23 protein-coding genes and 2 pseudogenes are annotated in these 25,044 nt (G+C 38.8%); 21 read left to right on the forward strand and 4 right to left on the reverse strand.

What is annotated here, in order from left to right:
* Positions 1-6: 6 nt before the first annotated feature.
* The 7 genes from EHLA_RS05460 to EHLA_RS05490 all read left to right on the forward strand — a co-directional run bounded on the left by EHLA_RS05460 (position 7) and on the right by EHLA_RS05490 (position 6,866).
* Positions 7-1,260 (forward strand): sporulation protein YqfD, encoded by a 1,254-nt coding sequence (locus EHLA_RS05460; RefSeq protein WP_096239603.1) that lies wholly within the window; start codon positions 7-9, stop codon positions 1,258-1,260.
* 79 nt (positions 1,261-1,339) lie between these two features.
* Complete coding sequence (locus tag EHLA_RS05465) at positions 1,340-2,350, forward strand: PhoH family protein (RefSeq protein WP_096239604.1); 1,011 nt, start codon at positions 1,340-1,342, stop codon at positions 2,348-2,350.
* Positions 2,347-2,856 carry an rRNA maturation RNase YbeY gene (gene ybeY / locus EHLA_RS05470; protein WP_096239605.1) on the forward strand — a complete coding sequence of 170 codons (510 nt, stop codon included), beginning with the start codon at positions 2,347-2,349 and terminating at the stop codon, positions 2,854-2,856. Before EHLA_RS05465 ends, ybeY begins: the two co-directional genes overlap by 4 nt.
* Positions 2,853-4,205, forward strand: a complete 1,353-nt coding sequence (locus EHLA_RS05475) for an aminoacetone oxidase family FAD-binding enzyme (protein WP_096239606.1) — start codon at positions 2,853-2,855, stop codon at positions 4,203-4,205. The genes ybeY and EHLA_RS05475 overlap by 4 nt, the downstream gene beginning before the upstream one ends.
* Positions 4,202-5,893, forward strand: a complete 1,692-nt coding sequence (locus EHLA_RS05480; protein WP_096239607.1) for an NAD(P)/FAD-dependent oxidoreductase — start codon at positions 4,202-4,204, stop codon at positions 5,891-5,893. Before EHLA_RS05475 ends, EHLA_RS05480 begins: the two co-directional genes overlap by 4 nt.
* A gap of 198 nt (positions 5,894-6,091) precedes the next feature.
* Entirely contained in the window at positions 6,092-6,316 is a 225-nt protein-coding gene (locus tag EHLA_RS05485) for a DUF896 domain-containing protein (protein WP_021907634.1), read from the forward strand.
* Entirely contained in the window at positions 6,291-6,866 is a 576-nt protein-coding gene (locus EHLA_RS05490) for a 5-formyltetrahydrofolate cyclo-ligase (RefSeq protein WP_096239608.1), read from the forward strand. The genes EHLA_RS05485 and EHLA_RS05490 overlap by 26 nt, the downstream gene beginning before the upstream one ends.
* A gap of 227 nt (positions 6,867-7,093) precedes the next feature.
* Here the strand turns inward: EHLA_RS05490 and EHLA_RS05495 are convergent, their stop codons facing one another.
* Positions 7,094-7,705, reverse strand: a complete 612-nt coding sequence (locus EHLA_RS05495) for a TetR/AcrR family transcriptional regulator (protein WP_021907632.1) — start codon at positions 7,703-7,705, stop codon at positions 7,094-7,096.
* Between the two features lie 194 nt (positions 7,706-7,899).
* Between EHLA_RS05495 and EHLA_RS05500 the strand changes: the two genes are divergently transcribed.
* From EHLA_RS05500 to EHLA_RS05555, 12 genes and pseudogenes are all read left to right on the forward strand, one after another.
* The gene (locus EHLA_RS05500) at positions 7,900-9,984 is read left to right on the forward strand and encodes an efflux RND transporter permease subunit (protein WP_242970674.1); all 2,085 of its coding nucleotides are present in this window, start codon (positions 7,900-7,902) and stop codon (positions 9,982-9,984) included.
* 30 nt (positions 9,985-10,014) lie between these two features.
* Positions 10,015-12,492: a hypothetical protein gene (locus tag EHLA_RS05505; protein ID WP_162290852.1), complete on the forward strand. Its 2,478-nt coding sequence runs from the start codon at positions 10,015-10,017 to the stop codon at positions 12,490-12,492.
* Positions 12,493-12,649: 157 nt separating this feature from the next.
* Positions 12,650-13,111, forward strand: a complete 462-nt coding sequence (rimP, locus tag EHLA_RS05510; protein WP_021907629.1) for a ribosome maturation factor RimP — start codon at positions 12,650-12,652, stop codon at positions 13,109-13,111.
* A gap of 32 nt (positions 13,112-13,143) precedes the next feature.
* On the forward strand, positions 13,144-14,358 hold the full coding sequence (nusA, locus tag EHLA_RS05515) for a transcription termination factor NusA (protein WP_096239610.1): 1,215 nt from the start codon (positions 13,144-13,146) through the stop codon (positions 14,356-14,358).
* Between the two features lie 22 nt (positions 14,359-14,380).
* Positions 14,381-14,656, forward strand: coding sequence for an RNase P modulator RnpM (gene rnpM, locus EHLA_RS05520; protein WP_096239612.1), 276 nt, complete (start codon positions 14,381-14,383; stop codon positions 14,654-14,656).
* Between the two features lie 10 nt (positions 14,657-14,666).
* Positions 14,667-14,960: a L7Ae/L30e/S12e/Gadd45 family ribosomal protein gene (locus EHLA_RS05525; RefSeq protein ID WP_096241561.1), complete on the forward strand. Its 294-nt coding sequence runs from the start codon at positions 14,667-14,669 to the stop codon at positions 14,958-14,960.
* A 3-nt stretch (positions 14,961-14,963) separates the two neighbouring features.
* Entirely contained in the window at positions 14,964-17,444 is a 2,481-nt protein-coding gene (gene infB, locus EHLA_RS05530; protein ID WP_096239614.1) for a translation initiation factor IF-2, read from the forward strand.
* Between the two features lie 16 nt (positions 17,445-17,460).
* Positions 17,461-17,847: a 30S ribosome-binding factor RbfA gene (gene rbfA, locus EHLA_RS05535; protein ID WP_021907625.1), complete on the forward strand. Its 387-nt coding sequence runs from the start codon at positions 17,461-17,463 to the stop codon at positions 17,845-17,847.
* Positions 17,844-18,881 (forward strand): DHH family phosphoesterase, encoded by a 1,038-nt coding sequence (locus EHLA_RS05540; RefSeq protein ID WP_242970675.1) that lies wholly within the window; start codon positions 17,844-17,846, stop codon positions 18,879-18,881. The genes rbfA and EHLA_RS05540 overlap by 4 nt, the downstream gene beginning before the upstream one ends.
* Positions 18,862-19,794: a tRNA pseudouridine(55) synthase TruB gene (gene truB / locus EHLA_RS05545; protein ID WP_096239616.1), complete on the forward strand. Its 933-nt coding sequence runs from the start codon at positions 18,862-18,864 to the stop codon at positions 19,792-19,794. Before EHLA_RS05540 ends, truB begins: the two co-directional genes overlap by 20 nt.
* 49 nt (positions 19,795-19,843) lie before the next feature.
* A complete protein-coding gene (locus EHLA_RS05550) occupies positions 19,844-20,767 on the forward strand; it encodes a bifunctional riboflavin kinase/FAD synthetase (protein ID WP_096239618.1) in 924 nt (307 codons plus the stop codon).
* A 240-nt stretch (positions 20,768-21,007) separates the two neighbouring features.
* Positions 21,008-21,298, forward strand: a pseudogene (locus EHLA_RS05555) (solute carrier family 23 protein); the annotation flags it as partial.
* A 51-nt stretch (positions 21,299-21,349) separates the two neighbouring features.
* Here EHLA_RS05555 and EHLA_RS05560 read toward each other — a convergent pair.
* Positions 21,350-22,003, reverse strand: a complete 654-nt coding sequence (locus EHLA_RS05560; RefSeq protein WP_173854268.1) for a helix-turn-helix transcriptional regulator — start codon at positions 22,001-22,003, stop codon at positions 21,350-21,352.
* 226 nt (positions 22,004-22,229) lie between these two features.
* Here EHLA_RS05560 and EHLA_RS16990 point away from each other — a divergent pair, with 226 nt between their 5' ends.
* Together EHLA_RS16990 and EHLA_RS05570 are read left to right on the forward strand one after the other, a co-directional pair.
* Positions 22,230-22,520: a M20/M25/M40 family metallo-hydrolase gene (locus EHLA_RS16990; RefSeq protein WP_278277472.1), complete on the forward strand. Its 291-nt coding sequence runs from the start codon at positions 22,230-22,232 to the stop codon at positions 22,518-22,520.
* Positions 22,521-22,665: 145 nt separating this feature from the next.
* On the forward strand, positions 22,666-23,280 hold the full coding sequence (locus tag EHLA_RS05570; protein WP_096239622.1) for an AAA family ATPase: 615 nt from the start codon (positions 22,666-22,668) through the stop codon (positions 23,278-23,280).
* Positions 23,281-23,472: 192 nt separating this feature from the next.
* On the opposite strand, the pseudogene EHLA_RS05575 reads toward EHLA_RS05570, so the two are convergent.
* Positions 23,473-24,096 (reverse strand): annotated as a pseudogene (locus tag EHLA_RS05575) (flavodoxin family protein); the annotation flags it as partial.
* Positions 24,097-24,186: 90 nt separating this feature from the next.
* Complete coding sequence (gene pduB, locus EHLA_RS05580) at positions 24,187-24,975, reverse strand: propanediol utilization microcompartment protein PduB (RefSeq protein WP_096239626.1); 789 nt, start codon at positions 24,973-24,975, stop codon at positions 24,187-24,189.
* Positions 24,976-25,044: the final 69 nt, after the last annotated feature.

Here is a 25,044-nt window from a genome sequence, read left to right on the forward strand (position 1 = left end):
AAGAAGATGCTCTTTTCGTTATTTCATTTTCTGTCGGGATATTGCCGGGTTGTTTTAAGTGGGATGAATCAGGAACGTTTTTTAAATCTCTGCGCAGCAAAGCAGATTCTTTTGTGGAATATTAAAAAAGAGGGAAAGTATTATATTTTTTACATAAGCAGAGGGGGATATAAAGAACTTCAGGAAATATCAGAAAAAACGGGGAGTACGTTCCGGTGTATACAGAAAAAAGGAATCCCGTATTTGTTCTGCAGATATAAAAAAAGAAAGTGTTTTGTGTTGGCACTTTTGTTTTGTACAGCTATTTTTATTGTCATGTCCTGTTTTATATGGCAGGTGCAGGTGACAGGAAGTTATGGACACTCAGAGGAAGAGCTTCTTGATTATCTTGAGAAAAAAGGAGTTCATAGTGGGACAAAGATTTCAGGGTTTTCGTGTGCACGATTAGAGGAGCAGATTCGAAAGGATTTTGAAGATATAGCATGGGTGTCTTGTGAAAGAAAGGGAACACTGTTAAGAGTCAGAGTGAAGGAAACTTTAGATAAACGTGATCAAAAGGAGGGAGAAATGCAGGAATCACCATGTAATCTTATTGCTTCAAAGAAAGGAAAGATTGCCAGTATACTTATAAGAAGCGGAAGTGCAAAGGTGAAAAAGGGCGATAAAGTAAAGCCGGGGGATGTGCTTATTTCAGGGGTTGTAGAGATAAGAGATGATGCGGGAGAAATCGCAGAGGAGACCTTAGTAAGGGCGCAGGGAGATGTTTATGCGATTTCAAAAATAAAATATGAAGATCATTTTCCATTAATTTATTATAAAAAAAATTATACTGGAAAGACAGAAAAAAGTTATCGCTTTTTGATAAATGGTTATACGATTAAAATGCCGGAACGTAAAACAGCATATGCAGAGTATGATGAACAGTCCAGAGAAATTTTGCTGCATATCGGACCGCAGTTTTATCTGCCGGTTTCTCTTTTTGTTATAACAAAGGCGCAGTGTCAGATTTCAAAAGAGAGTTATAGTGTGTCCCAGGCAAAAAAGGAGGCAAGGAAGCGTCTTTTTCTCTTTTTGAAAGAATATGAGAGAAAAGGGGTGGTAATCCTGAAAAATAATGTTAGAATAGACAGTGATAAAAATGAGTGTACTGCAAAGGGAATTATCAAGATAAAAGAACGTGTAGGTAAAGTTCAGGAGATTTCCTCAACATTAAATGGGGAAAAGGATATAAAACAAGAGCCTGTTGTTTTAAACAGATAATTTTGGCAGTAAGTTCAATTACAAATCATATAGTGGGATTTTGAAAATATATTGACAAGAAAGGAAAATCAGACAAAGAATGAGTATAGCAGAACAGGAATTCCCTTTTCCAGCGGAACATGCAAGTAATGTTTTTGGTCAGTTTGATGCAAACATGAAAAAGATAGAGAAGACATTGCATGTAACGATTATTTTTAGAGATGACAAGTTGAAGTTAATTGGAGGAGAGAAGGATTGCGATAGAGCAAAACATGTAATAGAGCAGCTCCTTTTATTATCGCAGAGAGGGAATGATATTACAGAGCAGAATATTAATTATACACTTTCTCTTTCCATGACGAATGAGGAATCTGCGGTTACCCAGTTAGATAGTGATGTGATCTGTCATACGATCATGGGGAAACCGATTAAGCCAAAAACGATGGGACAGAAGAAATATGTGGATATGATTACCAATAAGATGATTGTATTTGGTGTAGGACCTGCGGGAACCGGAAAGACATATCTTGCGATGGCAAAGGCAATTACAGCATTTAAGGCGAATGAAGTGAATCGTATTATTCTGACTCGTCCGGCGATTGAAGCCGGGGAGAAATTGGGATTTCTTCCGGGTGACCTTCAAAGTAAAGTGGATCCGTACTTACGGCCTCTTTACGATGCGCTTTACGAAATTATGGGTGCGGATACTTTTGCTAAAAACATGGAAAAGGGATTAATAGAAGTGGCACCTCTTGCTTATATGAGAGGAAGAACGTTAGATAATGCATTTGTTGTGTTAGATGAAGCGCAGAATACGACACCGGCACAGATGAAGATGTTTCTCACCCGTATTGGTTTTGGATCAAAGGCAATTATTACCGGCGACCTTACGCAGAAAGACTTGCCGTCAGGTACTCGTTCAGGTCTTGATGATGCACTTCATGTGCTTAAGAATATTGATGAAATTGGTGTATGTAATCTGACAAGCAAAGATGTTGTGCGTCACCCGCTTGTTCAGAAAATTGTTACCGCATACGATGAGTATGACAAAAAGAAAGAAGCAAGACAAAAGAGAAAGCAGAGAACAACAGGAAAGCAGGAGAAAAAATGACATTTGAAATAGAAAATGTATATCCGGAAGTGGTTTTGCCGGATTATGAGACCGTTATTAAAAATGTAATCGAAGCTGCATTAGATTATGAGAAATGTCCGTATGAAGTGCAGGTATATGTACTTTTGACAGATAATGAGGAGATTCATCAGATCAACAGGGAACATCGCCAGATTGACCGTCCGACGGATGTTCTTTCTTTTCCAATGGCAGACTATCCGGTGCCGGGAGATTTCTCTGATATAGAAGAAAGAGATCCGGATGCTTTTCATCCAGAAACAGGGGAATTGATGCTTGGCGATATCATTATTTCCATGGATAAAGTAAAAGAACAGGCGAAGGCTTATGGGCACTCTAATACAAGGGAGCTGGCATTTTTAGTTGCGCACAGTATGCTTCATCTAATGGGATACGATCATATGGTAGAGGAAGAACGTATAGTAATGGAAAGAAAGCAGGAAGAGATTCTTAAGAGTTGTGGATATATTCGGGAGATGGAATCTTGAAACATACAAAAAAGCATAGGATATGGGATACGATTATTGTTGGTGCAGGAGCAGCCGGTATGGCAGCGGCGATTGCCTGTAAAAATCAGGGACAGAAAGTTCTTCTGATTGATAAGCAGAGTCAGATGGGCAGAAAGATTCTTGTTACAGGTAATGGAAAGTGCAATCTTACTAACTTTTCACAAAAAGAAGAATATTATCGGAGTGATTGTCCCGGAAGAGCGCAGAAAGTACTGTCTGTGTTTGGGCAAAGAGAAGCAATGGAATTGTTCCAAAGTCTTGGAATTTATACAAAGGATAAGAATGGGTATGTTTATCCGTATAGTGAACAGGCGGCAAGCGTGAGGGAAGCCTTTGAAGCAGGTGTACTGTCCGGAACGGGAGTTACTTTTGTTCCTGAAGCGGAAGTTCGTACAGTTTCTGAAAAAGAAGGTCTGTTTTATATCGGGGTACATTTGCTTTCCGAAGAAAATGTACAACATAAAAAAGAAAAATACTATGTTTGCAAGAGCCTTCTTATTACAACCGGTGGACTTGCCGGACCAAAGTTTGGATGTGATGGCAGCGGCTATACATTTGCAAAGCAATTTGGACACAGGATAATAAGACCGCTTCCGGCACTTACTGCATTAAAGTCATCTGCTCCGTTTTTAAAAAAAGTGAGTGGAGTACGTAATCAGGCAGCGATCACATTAGAAATCAATGGCAATGCAGTCCGACATGAAATCGGGGAACTTCAATGGACCGACTACGGAATTTCAGGAGTGGCAATTTTTCAGTTGAGCCGCTTTGCTATTACAGCGTTAGAAGAAAATAAAAAGGTTTCATTATCTTTTGACTTTATGCCAGAGCTTTCTTCAGAAGAAAAAGGAAACCTGTTTTTAAGTCTTGCACAAAATAATAAAAAGAAAAGTATGTTATCTTTTTTAAAGGGACTGTTTCCAGCGAAGCTTTGTCCAATTATTTTAAGAGAGGCAAAGGTAGAAGAAGGACAAACGACGGGCAGAATGAAAAAACAAGATTGGGAGAATCTTGTAAAAGCAGTTGCTCATTTTTCATTGCGAATTAACGGATATGCAAGTTATGAAAAGGCACAGGTAACGAGAGGCGGAGTCTGCCTTGATGAATTAACAGATACGTTAGAGTCCGTTTTGCAGCCTGGACTATTTTTTGCAGGAGAAGTAGCAGACGTTGATGGAACTTGCGGAGGCTATAATCTTCAATGGGCATTTTCGAGTGGTACAGTAGCAGGAAGAGCGATTGTCAAGAGAAATCAAGAGCTTTTTAAGGATGACCGGCATACGATGGAAGAAAACGATGGTATTTCAGAAAGGAACCGAAGAAGATGATACGAATTTCACAGTTGAAATTAAAGGTGGGACATACCAGGGAACAACTTTTTGAAGAGATTATTCATCAGGCGCATGGGAAAAGACCTGTCTCCTGGCAGATTGTAAGAAAATCTGTGGATGCAAGAAAGAAGCCACAGCTTTTTTATGTGTATACAATTGATGCAGAGTTTGAAAATGAAAAGAAACTTCTTTCAGCCAAAAAAAGTAAATGGACAAAACCATCTGTTTCAAACTATACCTTTCCATATAGTAATAGTAAAGAAGCAGGAATGTCTTTCAAAGAAGAAAAACTGGAAGAACGACCAGTGATTGTAGGAATGGGACCAGCCGGACTTTTTGCTGCGTTAGTTCTTGCGAGGGCTGGATTTGCCCCTGTTGTTTTTGAACGTGGGGATTGTGTGGAGACCCGATCTGAAGTTGTGGAACATTTTTTTGAGACGGGGGAACTGGATGAGGAATCGAATGTACAGTTTGGAGAGGGTGGTGCAGGAACCTTTTCTGATGGAAAGCTTAATACATTAGTTAAAGATAAATTTGGGCGAAATCATTTTGTTCTGAAGGAATTTGTGAAACATGGCGCACCGGAGGATATTCTTTATGAAGCTAAACCGCATATAGGAACAGATATTTTAAAAGATGTGGTGGCATCAATTCGAAAAGAAATCGAAAGTCTGGGTGGGGAAGTTCATTTTCGGACAAAGGTTTGTGATATATTGTGTGAGGATATTGCCGGCATAAAAGAAGATGAGGCAGGGAAAGTCCATGAACAGGAAATAACTGCTGGCAGGCAGAACAGCCAGATCAAAGGACTTCTTATCGAGAAAGACAGTGTTCGTACAAAATACCCTTGCCGCAATGTTATTTTTGCAATCGGTCACAGTGCAAGAGATACTTTTTATATGCTTCATGAAAAGAAGCTCTTCATGACTCCGAAAGCATTTGCCATTGGAGTCCGTGTGGAACATCCGGCGCATCTTATTAATGAAAGCCAGTATGGAAAAGAGTATCCGGAAGAACTTCCGACAGCGAGCTACAAGCTTACACATCAGTGTGAAAGTACGGGCCGGGGAATCTATTCTTTTTGTATGTGTCCAGGAGGATATGTTGTAAATTCTTCTTCAGAAAAAGGACGGCTTTGCGTTAATGGGATGAGTTATCATGACCGGGCAGGACGTAATTCAAATACGGCATTGATTACAACAGTAACACCAGAAGATTTTTCTTCTGACAGTCCATTAGCAGGGTTGGAATTTCAACGTAAGTATGAGAAACTTGCTTATAAAATCGGAAATGGAAAGATTCCGGTACAGCTTTTTGGAGATTTCATGAAAAAACAGGTATCCACAAAGATCGGAACAGTCACCCCATCAATAAAGGGAGATTGGCAGTTTGCAAATCTTCATGAGTGCCTTCCGGATTACGTTTGTGAATCTCTTTTGGAAGGGATGAAGGCTTTTGGACGTAAAATAAAGGGGTATGATGCAGAAGATGCCGTTTTTTCAGGTGTAGAAACAAGAACATCTTCCCCGCTTCGCATGGAAAGAAATAAGAAGTTTGAAAGTAATATCAAAGGATTTTTCCCATGTGGAGAAGGAGCAGGTTATGCCGGAGGAATCACTTCTGCAGCAATGGATGGTATTAAAACTGCGGAAGCCATTGCAGAGAAGATTCTCACACAGAATTAAGTACAGCCAGCAGCAAGACAAAGATTGATTGCATCTACTAACAAAGATATTTCTGTGTTTACAAACGTAGGACCATTGTGTATAATACAACGGATAAAATACTACTACGAATTCTGGCTGGAAAAGCCTTAGAATTTAAGCAAAGTAAGTGGTTATTGATAATTATTAAAAGCCACTTAGTATACGAGGAGGGACATTATGAATAACGTCGATATCGACAGAATTAATGAATTATACCATAAATCCAAATCTGTGGGACTTACCAAAGCAGAAGAAGCAGAGCAGAAAAAACTCCGCAAAGCTTACCTTACTGCCATCCGCAAAAACTTGCGTGGTTCTTTGAACCGAATTGACATTCAGAATAAAGACGGAAGTATCGAAAATCTTGGTGAGAAATATGGAAAGAAGCTGGATAAAAACTAAAATGCCAGAAGAAGCTTTAGAATTAAAAAAGAATCTGCGGTGTGATATGAAAGCAAGACGAAATGCATTGACAGATGAAGAAAAAAAACATGCCGCAGCAAACTGCCTGTCAAAATTAAAAGAACTGCCGGAATTTATGAATGCAGACAGGATATATGCCTATATCGCCTGCCGGAATGAATTAGAAACCGCAGACATTATTAGCTGGTGTCTTTCTCATGGAAAGCATGTTGCCGTTCCAAAAGTACAAGGAGAAATTATGCATTTTTATGAAATCACTGCGCTATCTGACTGTGTTCCCGGAGCATTTGGTATCCTTGAGCCAACAGGAGAAGAAAAAGACAGAATCACAACTCCAGGCTTTATGCTTGTCCCAGGACTTGCCTTTGATAAAAACGGAAATCGTCTTGGATACGGCGGTGGATTTTATGATAAATATCTCGCATCCCATGAGGAGATTATAACAGCGGCATTGGGGTATGACTTTCAAATCGTAGAAAAAGTACCGTCCGAATCCCATGATAGGAGGATGGACTATTTAATTTATTAGGCAAAACAGACGCCCCCGAAGAGAGAAGCGCCTCTATATTTGTGACTTTAGTCGCGGCGGTTTGGATGTTCGCTTATGCGCTCGCATCCAAACCTTGCTCCGAGGCCACAAATATAGAGGCGCTTTTCTCTTCGAGGGCTGTCTTTGGCTAGATTTTTAAATTAAATAGTGCATGGGAAAGATTTGAGGTTGAAATCAGAAGTCTCTCATCCCCAAATTACTCCCAACTAATCAGCCATCGGCTTTGTGAAGGTTATAAATATCTGCCGGATTGTCTGATGTAAATAAGGAAGATATTCTTCCATGGATACTGGCTGCTGATATAAAATGCAACTATAGCAGGTAGAACCTACCAGCTCTAAGATTGTAAAAAGCATTAATTCCTGATTCTCGCAGGAGATATGATTCTGTGTCAGCATATCCTGATAGTAATCATAAAACTGTCGAGAATTTTCCGGGACAGTCTTCTCAAAAGCATTTTTAAAGATTCCCCAGGAAAGATTCTTAGAGATGAACTGAAGAAGCTTCGGTTCCTTTTCTAATCGGTCTATGATATGATCAATGACGAAAAACATCTGGTTTTCAAAACCCTGAATATTCTGTTCTATTAAAGCCGTATGCGCATTCCCAAAAAGTTGGCTTGTTTTATATGTTACAAGCCGGTCTCTTAAATCATATTTATCTTTAAAATATAAATAGAAAGTTCCCTTTGCAAGACCTGCCCGGTTTACGATGTCGGAAATGGTTGTTTTAGTAAAACCCTTTTCGGTAAACAGTTCAAAAGAGGTCTGCAATAATGTTGTATTCTTTTGTTTTTTATTTGTCTCAACTTTTCCCATAATAATACCACCTTAAACGATGTTGAATGTATTTGGGTACATTATGCAACAAAAATGACTAAAAGTCAATAACGTAAAAATGACCAAAATTCAGTTTCGCTTATTGAGGAAAATTGTGCGTTACTCAGTGTTGACCAATGGTCATTTTTTGCATATAATATTGGTTAGGAAAATAAAATAGATTGAAGAAGGGGATGATAAGTTTGTTGATTAAGATGGGTAAGCAGATTGCGAAACATAAGTTTCTTATATTGCTTATTGGATTTTTGTTACTGATACCTTCCTTAATAGGAACAGTAACAACAAAGGTTAATTATGACTTACTTAGTTATCTGCCGGATACGCTTGAGACGGTAAAAGGTCAGGATATTCTGGTGGATGAGTATGGTATGGGTGCATTCTCGATGGTTGTTGTCGAGAATATGGAACTGAAAGATGTACAGAAGCTTGAGAGAAAGTTTGAGGCAGTTGATCATGTAAAGGATGTTCTCTGGTACGATGATATTGCAGATCTGAATCTTCCAATCCAGATGATACCAAAGAATTTAAGAGAAGCATTTTTTAAAGGGGATGCCACGATGATGATCGTACTTTTTGATAATACGACATCGTCAGATGAATCGATGAATGCGGTTGCTGAGATGCGGAAACTGGCGAATAAGCAGTGTTTTATCAGTGGTATGTCAGGAGTTGTTAACGATATTAAAGATGTAGCGTTAGATGAACTGCCAATTTATGTTGTAATTGCAGCAGTATTATCTTTTCTTGTATTGGAATTCACTACGGAATCTTTCCTTGTTCCGGTGTTTTTCTTATTAAGTATCGGAATTGCTATTTTGTATAACTTAGGAAGTAACGTATTCTTAGGGCAGGTTTCTTATATTACAAAGGCACTGACTGCGGTTCTGCAGCTTGGAGTTACGATGGATTATTCCATTTTCCTGCTAAATAGTTACGAGGAGTATAAAGAAAAATATTCAGAAGATAAGAACCGGGCGATGGGTCATGCGATTGCCAGTACGTTTAAAGCCGTTGTCGGAAGTTCTGTCACAACCGTAGCCGGATTTGCAGCACTTTGTTTTATGACATTTGCGCTGGGGCGAGATCTTGGTATTGTTATGGCAAAGGGTGTTATCATCGGTGTAGTATGTTGTGTAACGATTCTTCCATCACTGATTCTTGCATTTGATAAACAGATTGAGAAGACAAAGCACAGACCGTTGATTAAGAGCGTAGATGGTGCATCAAACTTTATTATTAAGAATCATTGGATATGGCTGCTGGTATTCCTTGTGATGTTACTTCCGGCAATCCATGGAAATAATAATACAAAGATTTATTATGATATTGCAAAGTCAATGCCATCGACTCTTCCAAGTAATGTGGCAACAGATAAATTAAAAGAAGACTTTGATATGAGTACGATGCATATGATTATGATGGACAGCAACATGGATTCCAAAGATAAAAGGGATATGTTAGATGCCATTGATAATGTAAAAGGTGTAAAGTGGACGATCAGCATGAATTCACTTGTTGGAGCAACTGTCCCGGAATCAATGATTCCAAAGGATATAAAGAGTATGCTGCAAAGTGGCGATCATGAACTTGCCTTTATCTGTTCTGAGTATGAATCAGCAACACCGCAGGTAAATAAACAGATTGCAAAGATTAATAAGATAACGAAGTCCTACGATAAAACTTCGATGGTTATTGGAGAAGCTCCTTTGATGAAGGATCTTGAAGATGTTACCAATATTGATATTCAGAATGTAAATGTTGCTTCAATCGCAGCGATTTTTATTATCATTCTTATTATATTTAAATCAATATCCCTGCCGGTTATCCTGGTATCGATTATTGAATTTGCGATTGCGGTTAACATGGCGGTGCCCTATTATCAGGGTGTAAGTCTTCCGTTTGTTGCCAGCATCGTTATTGGAACAATACAGCTTGGAGCGACCGTAGATTATGCGATTGTTTATACAAGCCGGTATTTGAAGGAACGAAGAAATGGTAAGAATAAATTAGAGGCAGTCAGCATTGCACACAAGTCAAATATGCTTTCTATTATTACGAGTGCATTGAGTCTGTTTGCTGCGACCTATGGTGTAGCCTGTTACTCACAGGTAGATATGATCGGTTCCATTTGTACTTTATTAGCAAGAGGTGCTGTTATAAGTATGATCGTTGTTTTAACTTTGCTGCCAACGATGTTCCTTATTTTTGATAAGGTAATCTGTAAGACGACAGGTGGAATGAAACATATTGATAACTAAATATATCAAACAATTCAGGGAGTGATGAAGATGAGAAATAAAAGATTTATAAAGCATACTTCAAAAGCATTTGCCATTCTTATGAGTGCTATGATGGCAGTAGGAATTGCAATGCCGGTAAGTGCCGCAGAGAAGAAAGAGACAAAAGTAGATAAGTCAGAAACTGTTTATGTGAATGCGAATGCAGACGGAAGTGTAGACAAAATTACAGTAAGTGACTGGTTAAAGAACCATGGAAGCAGTGATACATTAGAAGATTTTTCTAATCTTACGAATATTAAAAATGTAAAAGGTGATGAGACATTTACCCAGAATGCAGACGGTTCTATCGTCTGGGATTCAAAAGGTAATGATATTTATTATCAGGGAGAAACAAATGAGGAACTTCCTGTTACTATGAAGGTAAGTTATTATCTTGATGGTGAGAAGATGGATCCGAAAGATATGGCAGGTAAGAGCGGTGAAGTCAAGATTCGTTTTGATTATTACAATAATTCTAACGAAACAGTAAAAGTAAAAGGGAAAAAATACAATATAAAGACACCGTTTACAATGGTTACTGGAATGATTCTTTCTTCCGATGTATTTTCTAACATCGAAGTTAAGAATGGTAAAGTAATCAGTGACGGAGATAAGAGTGTTGTAGTTGGTCTGGCATTCCCTGGTTTAAAGAGCAGTCTGAATCTTGCTTCTTATGATAAATTAGAAGATGTAGATATTCCAGACTACGTAGAAGTAACTGCCAAAGCAGATAAGTTTGAACTTGCTTTGACAGCGACAGCGGCAACAACAGGAACATTAAAAAATATCGATACAAGTGATTTAAATGATGTCGATGATTTAAAAGAAAATATGGATAAGCTGACGGATGCAACAGATAAGCTGATTGATGGAAGTGAAGCATTATCAGAAGGTATGGGAACCCTTTCTTCTTCTGCTGGAGAATATACCAAGGGTGTATCTACTGCAAATGCCGGTGTAAAACAGCTTGTATCCGGTCTTAATACATTAAATTCTAAAAGCAGTCAGTTAGAATCTGGTGTAGAGTCCTTAAATGAAGGTTTAAAGGCACTGAAAAAAGGAACAAAGGCATTAAATTCCGGTATTTCTTCTTATACGAAGGGAGTTTCTAGTTTAGATGCCGGTCTGCAGTCAGCAGCAGGTGGAACCGATAAGTTACAACAGGGAGCAGGTGCTCTTTCTAAAGGCATTACAGGCTATACAGAGGGAGCCAATGATCTTGCAAATGGAATCGCAAAGTTAAATGGCAAGGTTTCCGGAATGAGTAACTTAAAGCTTCCAAGTGAGGAAGAGTTAAAAGCAGTAAAGAGTGCATCTTCTTCATTGGAAAGCGACGCAAAGAAATTACAGGAATCTGCGGCAACGCTTCAGAGTGCGATTGAGAAGATGAATCAGCTATCAGCAGCGGTAGATGCATATAATAGTAAAATCGATGCACATAATAAAGAGGTTTCTGAGAAGTTCAGTAGTGCAAAGAAAGCGTTAGAAGATGTAGACAGTAAGGCAACAGAAGAGGCAAATAAACAGATTTCTGATAAGAAAGATTCTATGAGCAGTAAAGCAACAGCAGATGCCAAAGCAGCAGCGAAGTCAGCGATTGACAGTGTAGATATGGAAGGCTTAACACCGGAGATGAAGAGTGCATTAAAGAGTGCGATTGATAGTAAGGTTAGTGTGAGTGTAGGGCCAGAGAGTATTAAGATTAGTGGCCTGACAGGTGATGCTAAAAATGCATTAGGAGATGCTCCAAGTGCAGATAAGCTTACGCTTGGTGAACTGAAGGTCAGTCTTGGAGATATCGAGACTCTTTTGAAAGATATGAAGACACAGGCTGCTATCTTAGAGAATTTTGCGGCAAATACCGGTTCTTTATCTGATGCAGCAGGTGAGATTCCAGCATTGATCAAAGGTGTTAGTGACTTAAACAGTGGAGCGAAGGCTCTTACAGCAAATAATAAAAAGCTTACAAGCGGTATGAAAGATCTCACTTCCGGTCTTAGCAGCCTTTCCGATGGTCTTGATACAATGACAAAAGGAGCAGCTACTTTAACAGGTAATAATAACAGTCTTACGACCGGAGCAGATTCTGTAGATAAAGGAACAGGCAAACTTGTAGAAGGAAGTAAAAAGTTAGTAACAGGTGTTAAAGCATATGCACAGGGTGTGAATGCCGCAGCAATCGGCATACAGAGTCTTTCCACCGGAATGAATAAGTTAGATTCCGCAGGTGGCCAGCTTACTTCCGGTATTGATAAGCTTGCAACAGGAAGTGATACTCTTACAGAGGGATTAAAAACATTTAATAATGATGGAATCAGTAAGCTTTCTGATCTTGCAGGAGATGATCTTGACAGTGTGATCAATCATTTTAAGGCAGTGAAAAAGGCAGATAAGAGATATCAGTCCTTCGGTGGAATTAAAAAAGGTGCAGAAGGCAGTGTGAAGTTTGTTATTGAAACAGATGCGATCGAAACAGAAGATGAGTAGGTAAATCGCATAAAAACGAGAGATAACAGGTAAAATTTAAAGAAATCCCTTGATAAATAGAGAAAAACCTGTTATACTACAAATAGTATACTGTAGATGATAAGAGTGGGTGGTTGCCCACTCTTATTGTATGTCTGGGAAAGAGGTGAGAATCAACATGAAAAGAACAGAGATTGTTGCAAAGACGGAAGAACTTGTAACTCCAATTATTGAAGAGAATCATTTTGAGCTTGTAGATGTGGAGTATGTAAGAGAAGGTGCGAACTGGTATCTGCGCATATATGCAGATAAAGAAGGCGGTATCAACATTGATGACTGTGTTTTGATCAGCAGGGCTCTTGAAGAGAAACTGGATGCAGAAGATTTTATCTCTGATGCATATATTTTAGAAGTAAGTTCTCCGGGTCTTGGAAGACCATTAAAAAAAGAAAAAGATTTCAAGAGAAGTATTGGAAAGGCAGTAGAGTGCAAGCTTTATAAAGCCATTGACAAACAAAAAGAATTTGAAGGAGTCTTAAAAGACTTTACAGAAGATACCGTTACGATTGAAATTGACGAAAAAGATCTGGTATTAGACCGTAAGGATATTGCCATGATCCGTCTTGCGATTGAGTTTTAAAGAAATATAGATAAACAGGAGGATACGAGAAAATGAGTGAATTAATTGATGCTTTAAATCAATTACAAAAAGAGAAACATATTGAAAAAGAAGTAATCATGCAGGCGATTGAAGATTCTTTAGTTGCAGCATGTAATCGTGACTTTGGTAAGAACGCAGTTGTAAAGGTAAATATGGACAGAGAAACAGGCGATATCTCTGTTTATGTAGAAAAGACTGTAGTAGAAGAAGTAGAAGATCCTGCAACAGAGATCAGTTTGGCAGATGCAAAGATGATTCGTTTCCATTATGAACTTGGGGATGTAGTAAATATCGAAGTTACTCCAAAGAACTTTGGAAGAATCGCAGCACAGCATGCAAGAAGTGTTATTGTGCAGAAGATTAAAGAAGAAGAAAGAAGAGTTGTATTTGAACATTTTGCACATAAAGAAAAAGACATCGTAACAGGTGTAGTACAGCGCTGTAATGGAAAGAATATCAGTGTAAGTCTTGATGATAAGACCGATGCTGTTCTCACAGAAAAAGAGCAGGTAAAAGGCGAGATATTTAAACCAACAGACCGTATTAAACTTTACATCGTAGAAGTAAAAGATACAAACAAGGGACCAAAGATTTTAGTTTCCAGAACACATCCAGAGCTTGTAAAGAGACTTTTTGAAAAAGAAGTTGCAGAAGTTTATGATGGAACAGTGGAAATTAAGAGTATTGCTCGTGAGGCAGGTTCTCGTACAAAGATTGCAGTTGCATCCAATGACCCTAACGTAGATCCTGTAGGAGCATGTGTAGGTATCAACGGAGCCCGCGTTAATGCAATCGTAAGTGATCTTCGCGGAGAAAAGATTGATATTATTGAATGGAACGATGATCCGGCAGTATTAATTGAGAATGCATTAAGCCCATCAAATGTTATTTCTGTAGAGGTAGATGAGGAAGAAAAGAGTGCACGTGTTGTTGTTCCGGATTACCAGCTTTCTCTTGCAATCGGTAAAGAAGGACAGAATGCACGTCTTGCAGCAAAACTGACCGGATATAAGATTGATATTAAGAGTGAGAGCCAGGCAGCAGAACTTTCTGAAGAGTTAGACTTTGGTGATGATTTTGGTGATTTTGATGAGATGGAAGATTTCGATCTCGAAGCACCTGCAGAAGAGACAAAAGAAGTATCTGAGCTGACAGAAGTAGCAGAAAGCAGTTCTGAAGAAGAGGAATCTTTCGAGGAAGAAATCCCAGAAGAACCAGAACAGTAAGAACGGAATCTGGTGAACAGCTATGGGAAAGAAAATACCACTTAGACAGTGTGTAGGCTGTCGTGAGATGAAGACAAAGAAGGAAATGATCCGGGTGATCAAAACGCCGGAGAATGAAGTTGTCCTTGACGTGAAAGGAAAGCAGAATGGCAGAGGTGCTTATCTTTGCTTTTGTGCGGAATGTCTTCAGAAAGCAAGACGTTCAAAAGGACTGGAACGTTCTTTAAAGATTTCCATTCCTGATGAGATATATGACCGATTAGAAGAGGAGTTGAAGGAACTTGACACAAAACAGTAAAGTATTATCCATGCTTGGACTTGCAGCAAAGGCTGGTAAAGTTGCCAGTGGAGAATTTTCTACTGAAAAAGAAGTGAAATCTGGCAATGCCTGTCTGGTAATTGTAGCAGAAGACGCTTCTGACAATACGAAAAAAATGTTCCGAAACATGTGTAAGTATTATGAAGTGCCTATGGAGATATTTGCGACAAAGGAAGAACTAGGGCATTGGATAGGTAAAGCGTACAGGGCTTCCATCTGTATCTTGGATGAAGGTTTTGCAAAATCGATCGTTAAGAAAATAAATCTGAATATGGAGGGATAGTGTATGCCAAAAATGAGAGTACATGAAGTAGCAAAGTTATTAGATAAAAGCAGCAAGGAAATTATTACAAAGTTAAAAGAGCAGGGAGTTGAAGTACAGAGTCATATGAGTACGGTATCAGATGAAAATGTAGAAAAATTAAAAGCAGAATTCCAGAAAAAAGAATCTGGCAATAATAGAGGTAATAACGATAACCGCGGTAACCGTAACGATAACAGAGGAAATCGTAACGATAATCGTGGAGATAACAGAAACAATAACCGCGATAATCGCGGAAACCGCAATGATAATCGCGGGGATAACAGAAACAATAACCGTAATAACGATAACCGCGGCAACCGTAACGATAACAGAGGAAATCGTAACGATAATCGTGGAGATAACAGAAACAATAATCGTAATAACGATAATCGTGGCGGCCGTAATGATAATCGTGGGGACAACAGAAACAATAACCGCGGCGGTAATGACAGAAGAAATAAGTCTTCTATGGGAGATACTCCGATTAACGCAAAGGAAACAAGAAACGGTAAAGAAAACCGTCATGATATTAATCGTGAACACAGCCGCGACAATAAAGAAAATAACAGAAATGAAAATCGTGGTGGAAAGAATAACCGCCGCAATAATCGCAACAATGATTTTGGCGGACAGAGAAAGCAGAAGAACAATAAGAAACAGCAGCAGGCTCCTGTACAGCCACCAAAACAGGAAGAGCCAAAGGAAGATGTAATCCGTAATATTACTCTGCCAGATCCAGTATCTTTAAAAGATTTAGCAGATGCCTGTAAGATTCAGCCATCAGTTATCATTAAAAAGCTTTTCATGGCTGGACAGATGGTTACGATCAACACAGAGTTTTCTTTTGATGATGCAGCAGAGATTGCTTTAGAATACAACTGTATTGCAGAAGAAGAAGTAAAAGTTGATGTGATCGAAGAACTCTTAAAAGAGGAAGAAGAGGATGAGAGAAACTTAACAAGCAGACCACCAGTTGTCTGTGTTATGGGTCATGTTGACCATGGTAAAACTTCTCTTCTTGATGCAATTCGTTCTACACATGTTACAGCAGGCGAAGCAGGTGGAATCACACAGCATATCGGTGCGTATGTAGTAGAGATTAATGGAGAAAAGATTACATTCTTAGATACTCCTGGTCATGAAGCATTTACTTCTATGCGTCTTCGTGGAGCGCAGGCAACAGATATTGCTGTTTTAGTTGTTGCTGCAGATGATGGTGTTATGCCACAGACAATCGAGGCAATCAACCATGCAAAGGCTGCCGAAGTAGAAGTTATCGTTGCTGTTAATAAGATTGACAAAGAGGGCGCAAATGTTGATCGTGTAAAACAGGAACTTACAGAGTATGGTCTTATTGCAGAAGACTGGGGTGGAAGTACAGTATTTGTACCGGTTTCTGCTAAGACAGGTGAAGGAATTAATGAACTTTTAGAGATGATTTCTCTTACTGCCGAAGTATTAGAGCTTAAGGCAAATGCAAAGAGAAGAGCAAGAGGTCTTGTTATCGAGGCGAAGCTTGATAAAGGTCGTGGTCCGGTAGCAACAATCCTTATTCAGAAAGGTACTCTTCATGTAGGAGACAGTATCAATGTAGGCCACGCATTTGGTCGTGTTCGTGCAATGATGGATGATAAAGGTAATCGTGTAAAGGCAGCAGGCCCATCTACACCAGTAGAGATTCTTGGTCTTAACGATGTACCATTCTCCGGTGAAGTTCTCATGGCTCATGGAAATGAAAAAGAGGCAAGAGCAACAGCAGATGCATTTATTGCTTATGGAAGAGAAAAAATGCTTGAAGAGACAAAGAATAAGTTATCTCTTGATGACCTGTTCGATCAGATTCAGGCAGGTAATGTAAAAGAATTAAATCTCGTTGTAAAAGCCGATGTACAGGGCTCTGTAGAAGCAGTAAAACAGAGTCTCATGAAGCTTTCTAACGAAGAAGTTATGATCAAGGTTGTTCATGGTGGTGTAGGTGCCATTAATGAATCTGACGTAATCTTAGCTTCCGCATCGAATGCGATCATCATCGGGTTTAATGTACGTCCGGATGCGATGGCAAAGGCTGCCGCAGAAAGAGAAAAGGTTGATATGAGATTATATCGTGTCATCTATAATGCGATTGAAGATATTGAAGCAGCGATCAAGGGTATGTTAGATCCTGTTTACAGAGAAAAAGTAATCGGTCACGTAGAAGTACGTCAGATTTACAAAGCTTCTGGAGTTGGAACAATCGCTGGATGTTACGTACTTGACGGTTCTATCACAAAAGATGCACAATCACGTATCGTTCGTGACGGTATCGTTATTTATGAAGGAGAACTGGCATCTCTGAAGCGTTTCAAAGATGACGTAAAAGAAGTAAAATCAGGTTTCGAATGTGGTATCGTTTTCGAAAAATATAATGATATTAAAGAGGGCGATCAGATCGAAGCTTTCGTAATGGAAGAAATTCCTAGATAACAGGAGGTACTGTTATATGAGAAAAAACAGTGTAAAAAATACCCGAATTAATTCTGAGGTATTAAAAGAATTAAGCCGGATTATTTCCAGAGAGATCAAGGACCCTAGAATTGCTCCTATGACTTCTGTTGTATCCGTAGAGGTGGCTCCGGATTTAAAGACCTGTAAAGCTTATATCAGTGTACTTGGTGATAAAGAAGCACAGGAATCTACTCTAGAGGGGCTTAGAAGTGCGCATGGCTATATCCGTCGTGAATTAGCCCGCAGTATTAACTTAAGAAACACACCGGATGTTCGTTTTATTCTTGATCAGTCGATAGAATATGGCGTAAATATGTCAAAGAAGATTGATGAGATTAATGCAGCAATGCATGCAAAAGAAAAGGAGGCATCCGAAGAATGAGTACAGATAAGAGAGAAAATATGACATTTGCCGAAAGAAAAAAAGAGTTTGAACTTCAGATTCAGAACGCAGAGACAATTGCCATATCCGGTCATATGAATCCGGACGGGGACTGTATCGGTTCCTGTCTTGGACTCTATACCTATATTGTGGAACAGTATCCAGAGAAACAGGTAACACTATTATTAGAACCGGTACAGGAAAAGTTTTCTTTTTTGAAATATGCGGATCAGATTACTCAAAAAAAAGAAAGTACGGAACCGTATGACCTGTTTTTTTCTCTTGATTGTTCCGATACAGAACGTCTTCATGAATTTAAAAAATATTTTGAAGAAGCAAAATACAAGATATGCGTAGATCATCATTTTACCAATCAGGGATTTGGTGATCTGCAATTTATCGTACCGGATGCTTCTTCTACTTGTGAAGTATTATTTTCTATGTTTGACTGGGAAAAGATTTCCCTTGCCTGTGCACAGGATTTATATATGGGTATTGTTCATGATACAGGTGTATTCAAACACACCAATACAACAAGAAAGACGATGGAGACAGCAGGTGCTTTACTTGAAAAAGGAATCCATTCAGAAGATATCATTGATCGAACATTTTACAAAAAATCTTATGTGCAGAATCAGATACTTGGAAGAGCACTTATGGAAAGTATTGTACTCTTACATGGAAAAGTAATCTTTTCGATTATCCGTAAAAGAGATTTTGATTTTTACGGAATTAACAGCAGTGATCTTGATGGTATCATTGATCAGCTTCGTGTAACAGAGGGCATTGAATGTGCCATTCTTCTTTATGAGAAAGAAGATGGTAACTTCAAAGTAAGTATGCGTTCTAATGATGCGGTAGATGTCAGCGCGATCGCTCAGATTTTTGGTGGTGGTGGCCATATCAAAGCTGCCGGCTGCACTGTGCATGGACAGCCAAGAGATATCGTTATGAATATCACACATATGGTAGAGCATCAGTTAAATGAATCAGGAGAAAAGCAGGAATCAATTTATGATAAGCGGAATTCTTAATATAAAAAAAGAAGCAGGATTTACTTCCCATGATGTAGTAGCAAAGTTGCGCGGAATTGTACATCAGAAGAAAATCGGACACACAGGGACGCTTGATCCGGATGCGACAGGAGTACTTCCGGTGTGTCTTGGAAAGGCAACCAAGCTTTGTGATATTATTGGAGACTGGGATAAAACTTATGAGGCAGTTCTTCTCCTTGGAAAAGAAACAGACACTGAAGATACCAGTGGCAAGATTCTTGAGGAAAAAGAAGTGACAGTCACAGAAGAAGAAATACAAAACATTATACTTTCTTTTCAGGGTACGTATGACCAGATTCCACCCATGTATTCAGCTAAAAAGGTAAATGGAAAGAAGCTTTATGAGCTGGCACGACAGGGAATCGTTATTGAAAGAAAACCTTGTCCGGTTACGCTTTCTTCTATTCACATTAAAAAGATAGAACTCCCTTATGTTACTTTTGAAGTAACTTGTTCAAAAGGAACGTATATCCGAAGCCTTTGCCGCGATATAGGGGTAAAAGCAGGATGTGGAGGATGCATGGCAGGTCTTATCCGTACCAGAGTTTCTTCATTTAGAATTGAGGAAGGATTTACGCTCTCAGAAGTAGAAGAAATGAGGGACAGAGATACACTGTCAGAACATATCATACCAGTTGACAAAGTTTTTTTACATCTGCCAGCTGTTTTTGTAAAAGAAAAGGGAGAAAAACTTCTTTATAACGGGAATCCAATTGCTGTAGATTTATACGAAAAAGAACCATCAGCAGAAAGACAGAACGCAAATGAAAAGCAGGAGTACATATACACAGTCGGTGACAGAGTACGTGTATATGACAGTCACCATAATTTTATAGGGATTTATCAGCTTCAGGAAAACCAGGTATTAAAGCCTTATAAATTGTTTCTGTAAATACTCACAAAATCCATACCGCAAAAGACTAGCGGTTTCGGAGGGAAAAATGGAATATATAACAAGCTCAGACTTTCATTTTAAAAACACCGCAGTTGCACTTGGAAAGTTTGAAGGAATTCACCGGGGACATCAGCTTTTAATGGACGAAGTAAAAAAACAGGAGCTTCATGGACTTCAAAGCGTTGTATTTACTTTTGACCGTCCAACCAGACTAACCCTTACCGGTGATACAAAATATAAACAGATCTATACAAAAGAAGAGAGAAAAACAATTCTTGAAAAAAGAGGAATCAATATATTGATTGAGCATCCTTTTACAAAAGAATTTGCTGCACTTACTCCGGAGAGATTTATCCGGGAAGTTCTTGTAGAAAAAGTAGGGGCAAAGGTCATTGTTGTCGGAACAGATTTTCATTTTGGAAAGAACCGGTCCGGCAGTATTTTAGATTTAGAAAACCTAGAAGAAGAATGTGGATATCATCTTATCGTTGTTGAAAAACTGCAGTTAGACGGAAAAGATATCAGCAGCACAAGAATTCGTGCATCTCTTGAAAAAGGAGACATGGAAGAAGCCAGTGCACTTTTAGGCAGAAACTACAGTGTTTCCGGAGAGATTATTCATGGAAATGCGCTAGGACGCACGATACAGGTTCCAACAATAAATCAGAAAGTGCCATCCTTTAAATTACTGCCGCCAAATGGCGTATATGTTTCAAAAATTCACTGGAATGATGAAGTATATTATGGCATTACCAATATCGGAACCAAGCCGACCGTAAACGACACCAATGAAAAAACAGTCGAAACCAATATATTTGATTTTGATAAGGATGTTTACGGAGAAAAGATGGTTGTAGAACTCTTACATTATCACAGAAAAGAAAGCCGTTTTTCTTCCGTAGAAGCATTGCAGACACAGCTTTTTAAAGATATTGAATTTGGAAAGCAATTTGTTGCAAAGATTAGGTAAGATACTAGGGAAGCAGAGTTTGACGGAGTTATGACAAGCATTGAGAAAATGTAGAATCATATAAAGCTACTGGAAAACAATAAGAATTTACCCATGTCTTTTAGAATAACAGAAAAAAGGAGTTTCTGAAAATATCAGAGACTTCTTTTTTATTGCAAAATTTTTTATTTATCTAATTTTTACGGGTTCTTTTGAGGAAGAATTTGCAGAAGTATCTTGTTGAAATTATAATATCATTGTGGTGAATTTGATATGGGAACGATACTTGGTGCCGAAATTATCGGCGGTATCGTTGCAATCATCTTTGGAATTTTTGTAAAAGAGATTAGAAAACTATTCCCGGATGTCATTACTGGAACTGTAATTTTTACAATTGGTCTTTCTCTTTATCCAACCGCGATAAAATACATGGCTGGGGGAGCCGGATCAAAAGAATTCGGAAGTATGAAGAATTGGGTTGTTGCTCTTTGTACATTTGGAGTTGTTCTTATTTTAAGTAATTTTACAAAGGGAATTTTTAAATTAGGGTCATCCAGAATCATATAATTTCAATAATGATGATTCTGGAAGATTATAAATATATTAGATTGTATTTTTCGATTTTATTTCATCTAAGTAACTATACAGAGTGTATTTGGATATTCCTAAGAACTGGCAGACCTTTGGCCCGGATTTGGTAATCAGGAAAGCACCAGCTTCATTTAAAAGGCGGACAACCTGCACCTTATCTTCCTTAGTCATTAAGGTAACTGGCTTACCGATATGCCGTACACTCTGCGAGATTAATTCGTCTAATAAATCGCTGATATTTACAGCAATAGGTTCTTTGGTAGTATCTTCTTCAATAGTACCAGTGAAGGAAGATAGCTCTTTTTCCATAGCAAGCATTAAGGAAATGTCATAATTGATTCCGAAAATTCCAATGATTTTATCAGAATCATCACGAATAAAAATTGTACTTGATTTTAAGATTTTTCCATTTTTTGTTTTTGTGAGATAGGCGAGCTTATCTTCCTGTTTTAAGTTTTGCTTACTATTATGAAGAGACTCCAGAACAATCTGAGAAGGTCCGTCACCGATTCTTCTTCCAGTTACGTGTCCATTCTCAATGGCGATGATAGAGTGTTCTATGTCTTTTCCCTGCAGGTCATGTACAACAACTTCACAGTTAGAGCCGAACTGTACAGCCAGACCATGAGCAAGCCTTGTGTAGAATTCAATAAGAGATTTTTTCATAATCAATAAAACCTTTCTGAATGGAATATTTTATAACTATTTAAGTCTGTTATCATAGGATAAAGCAGACAAAATCAAAAGAATTTAAATAGTGTATTTCATTATATCAGTTAAAAAAAATAAATTCAATTTCTAATCTAAAAAAAATTTAGGAGGACAGCTAAATGTTATTAATAGGAAACGGAAGAGTAATTACACGCGACCAGGAATAACGATTTCTTACGATATTACAGGAAACCGGCCATATATCGAAAAAAATCCATATTCCGTACTTCTTAAAAACTTAAAAGAAGCAATAGAAGCAGAGACAAAACAAAAAGCTGTGGTCAAAGCCTTTACCGGCTACACAGATACTGCAGTCATCGCAGGAAAGCTGCATAATACAGAATGTATGTCCTACGGTCCAGGAAGCCTGCAATATGCACATAAACCAGATGAATTTGTAGAAATTCGGGATATAATAAGGTGTGAAAAAGTGATAAATTATCTGGTAATGTCCCTGTGTGGGGAGAGATAAACAAACATATACAAAATGTTTTTGTGGAAATTGTCTGAAAATTAGTGTATAATGTAACCAAATGCAAAACCGCCGAGACATTCTTTAATTATAATAAGAGCAGGCGTAAGCATTTTCTGAAAAGAACGACAAAAGGGGTGGTGTCATGAACACAATAATCACAATAGGAAGACAGTACGGAAGTGGCGGAAAAGAAATCGGAACGAAGCTCGCCCAATATTACAACATACCATTTTATGATAAAGAACTTTTAAAAGTAGCAGCGAAAGAAAGCGGTATCTGCGAAGAGATGTTTGAAAACTTTGATGAAAAGCCTACAACAAGTTTTCTCTATTCTCTTGTAATGGATCCATATGCATTAGGTTATAATGCAACATCCTTTGATATGCCTCTGAATCAGAAGGTATTCCTTGCCTCCTTTGATGCAATCAAAAAGGTAGCAGACGAAGGTCCATGTATTATCGTAGGCCGCTGTGCAGATTACGCCTTAAAAGATTATGACAATAAGCTGAATGTTTTCGTTCATGCGCCAATGTCCTTTAAGAAGTCCCGTATTCAGGAACAGTACGAGATTCCAGAAGCGAAAGTGAAGGATGTAGCTATCAAGACAGATAAGCAGAGAGCAAGCTATTATAATTACTACACTTCTAAAAAGTGGGGGGATTTAAAGAGTTATGATCTTTGCATTGACAGCAGTATCTTAGGTATTGATGGAACAATAGAACTGATTAAACAGGCAGTAGCATTAAAAGAGAAGTAAAAAATAAAAGAGAACAGAAACCCGAAAGACTAAGCAGAAGCATTTGTCTTTCGGGTTTCTTTAACTTTATCTTGTCTATAGCAACTTAGAATTCTATTCTTCTTCCTGGTATTCTTTATTCACCTTATTATAAGAAATAAAATATGGTGCGAAGTTCTTCTCCTCATCTTCTTTTTTTGCCGGCTCACACTTGCGGATAAAATTCGTTCGTGTCTTAGGTTCTGCTGCTGGTGCTAAAATTCCATGCGCTTTTCCGGCATCAATAGACTTTAACAGCCAGGCCATGTTGCGGCCTAAGGTACGCATAACCATAAGACCTTCTAAGTCCTGTTCGACCTCTTCCGGTGAGTTTCCATGTACCATGTTCCAGTAAGCGGAAGGGACGAGAGGCATATTATTCATCATAAAATACTTATTAAGCTGTTCTAAAGCGGCAGTAGAGCCGGCACGACGGCAGCTTACAACAGCGGCGCCAGGCTTGTAAGGGAAACCTCCGGTAGAGTAAAACATACGGTCAAGGAAAGAAGTGATTCCACCGCTTGCTCCGGCATAATGAACAGGAGAACCAACGATAAGACCATCACATTCTTCCATCTTTTTAATAACTACGTTAACAGCATCTTCTCCAAAAATACATTTTCCAAGTTTGTTCTTACGGCACATACCACAGCCCATACAGCCGCGAATCGGATCATGACCGATAAAAAATATTTCTGTTTCGATGCCTTCCTGCTGAAGTGTCTTTTCCACTTCAGAGAGTGCGCGGAAAGTACATCCGTTAGGATGTGGACTTCCATTTAAAAGTAATACCTTCATAAATAATCCCAACCCTTTCTATAAGTTCTTTTGTTTCTGGCAATGCTTCGGCAGCTTTGTAATTCTGCCGGAGACTATATCAGATGGGACTCATCGCTCATCTGATGTATTATCTGTTTTTAAACAGGATGTTGGTGTATAGTTCTCTTTTACATAATCCGGTCCGCAGACCTCATGAACTTTAGTAATAGAAATTGGCGTAATGCCGCAGACACGCAACAGTTCACAACCAACTTGTTTTCCGGCTTCTAAAGCCTTCTGGACAGCGGATACATCTCCGGAAATTCCTGCGGAAAATTCATTCATCATTGTAAGATTATGTGATGGAGAGCCGTACCATACGATGTCAACGGGAGCAGCCTTCATTGCCTGATCAACGGCGACAATACCGATTCCGGCAGGAGCGGCACCAATTACGCCGAATGCCTTGCCAAGTGGTGTGCCAAAAATCTCATGGAGAATCTCGCCGGCACGTGGAGTGACATGGGATTCCATATGTCCTACTTCATTAATATAAATGCAGGCAGCCCAGTAATCAATCTGCTTTAAGGCAATCTCTACAAGTCTTCTGGCATCGGAAATATTCTCTGCACCAAGGACAAAGAGACACCCCTGTCCACACTGTTTGCCAGCATCAATTGCCATCTCAAAACGAAGCAGCTTCGCATTCACTGCTTTTACAGCATCATCGATCGCAATCGCCTGTGCGACAGTTCCGGTTCGGGAAGATACAATACTGATAGCCTGATATTCGTCCGGAATCTGCAGAAGCGCCTTAATATCTTCATGAATTGTTCCGATAACAAGACCAATGGTGTTTGCTGCAGCAGTGCCGACGAACTGGGCTGCTTCGGACTGCAAAAAATTATTCACGTTCATTGTTATCTCCTCCTAAATCTTTAAATAGTATAGCATGGACTGGGAAAAATGTATATATGATGCCAGAAA

The sequence above is a fragment of the Anaerobutyricum hallii genome, assembly GCF_900209925.1.
GTDB classification, from domain to species: Bacteria; Bacillota; Clostridia; order Lachnospirales; family Lachnospiraceae; genus Anaerobutyricum; species Anaerobutyricum soehngenii.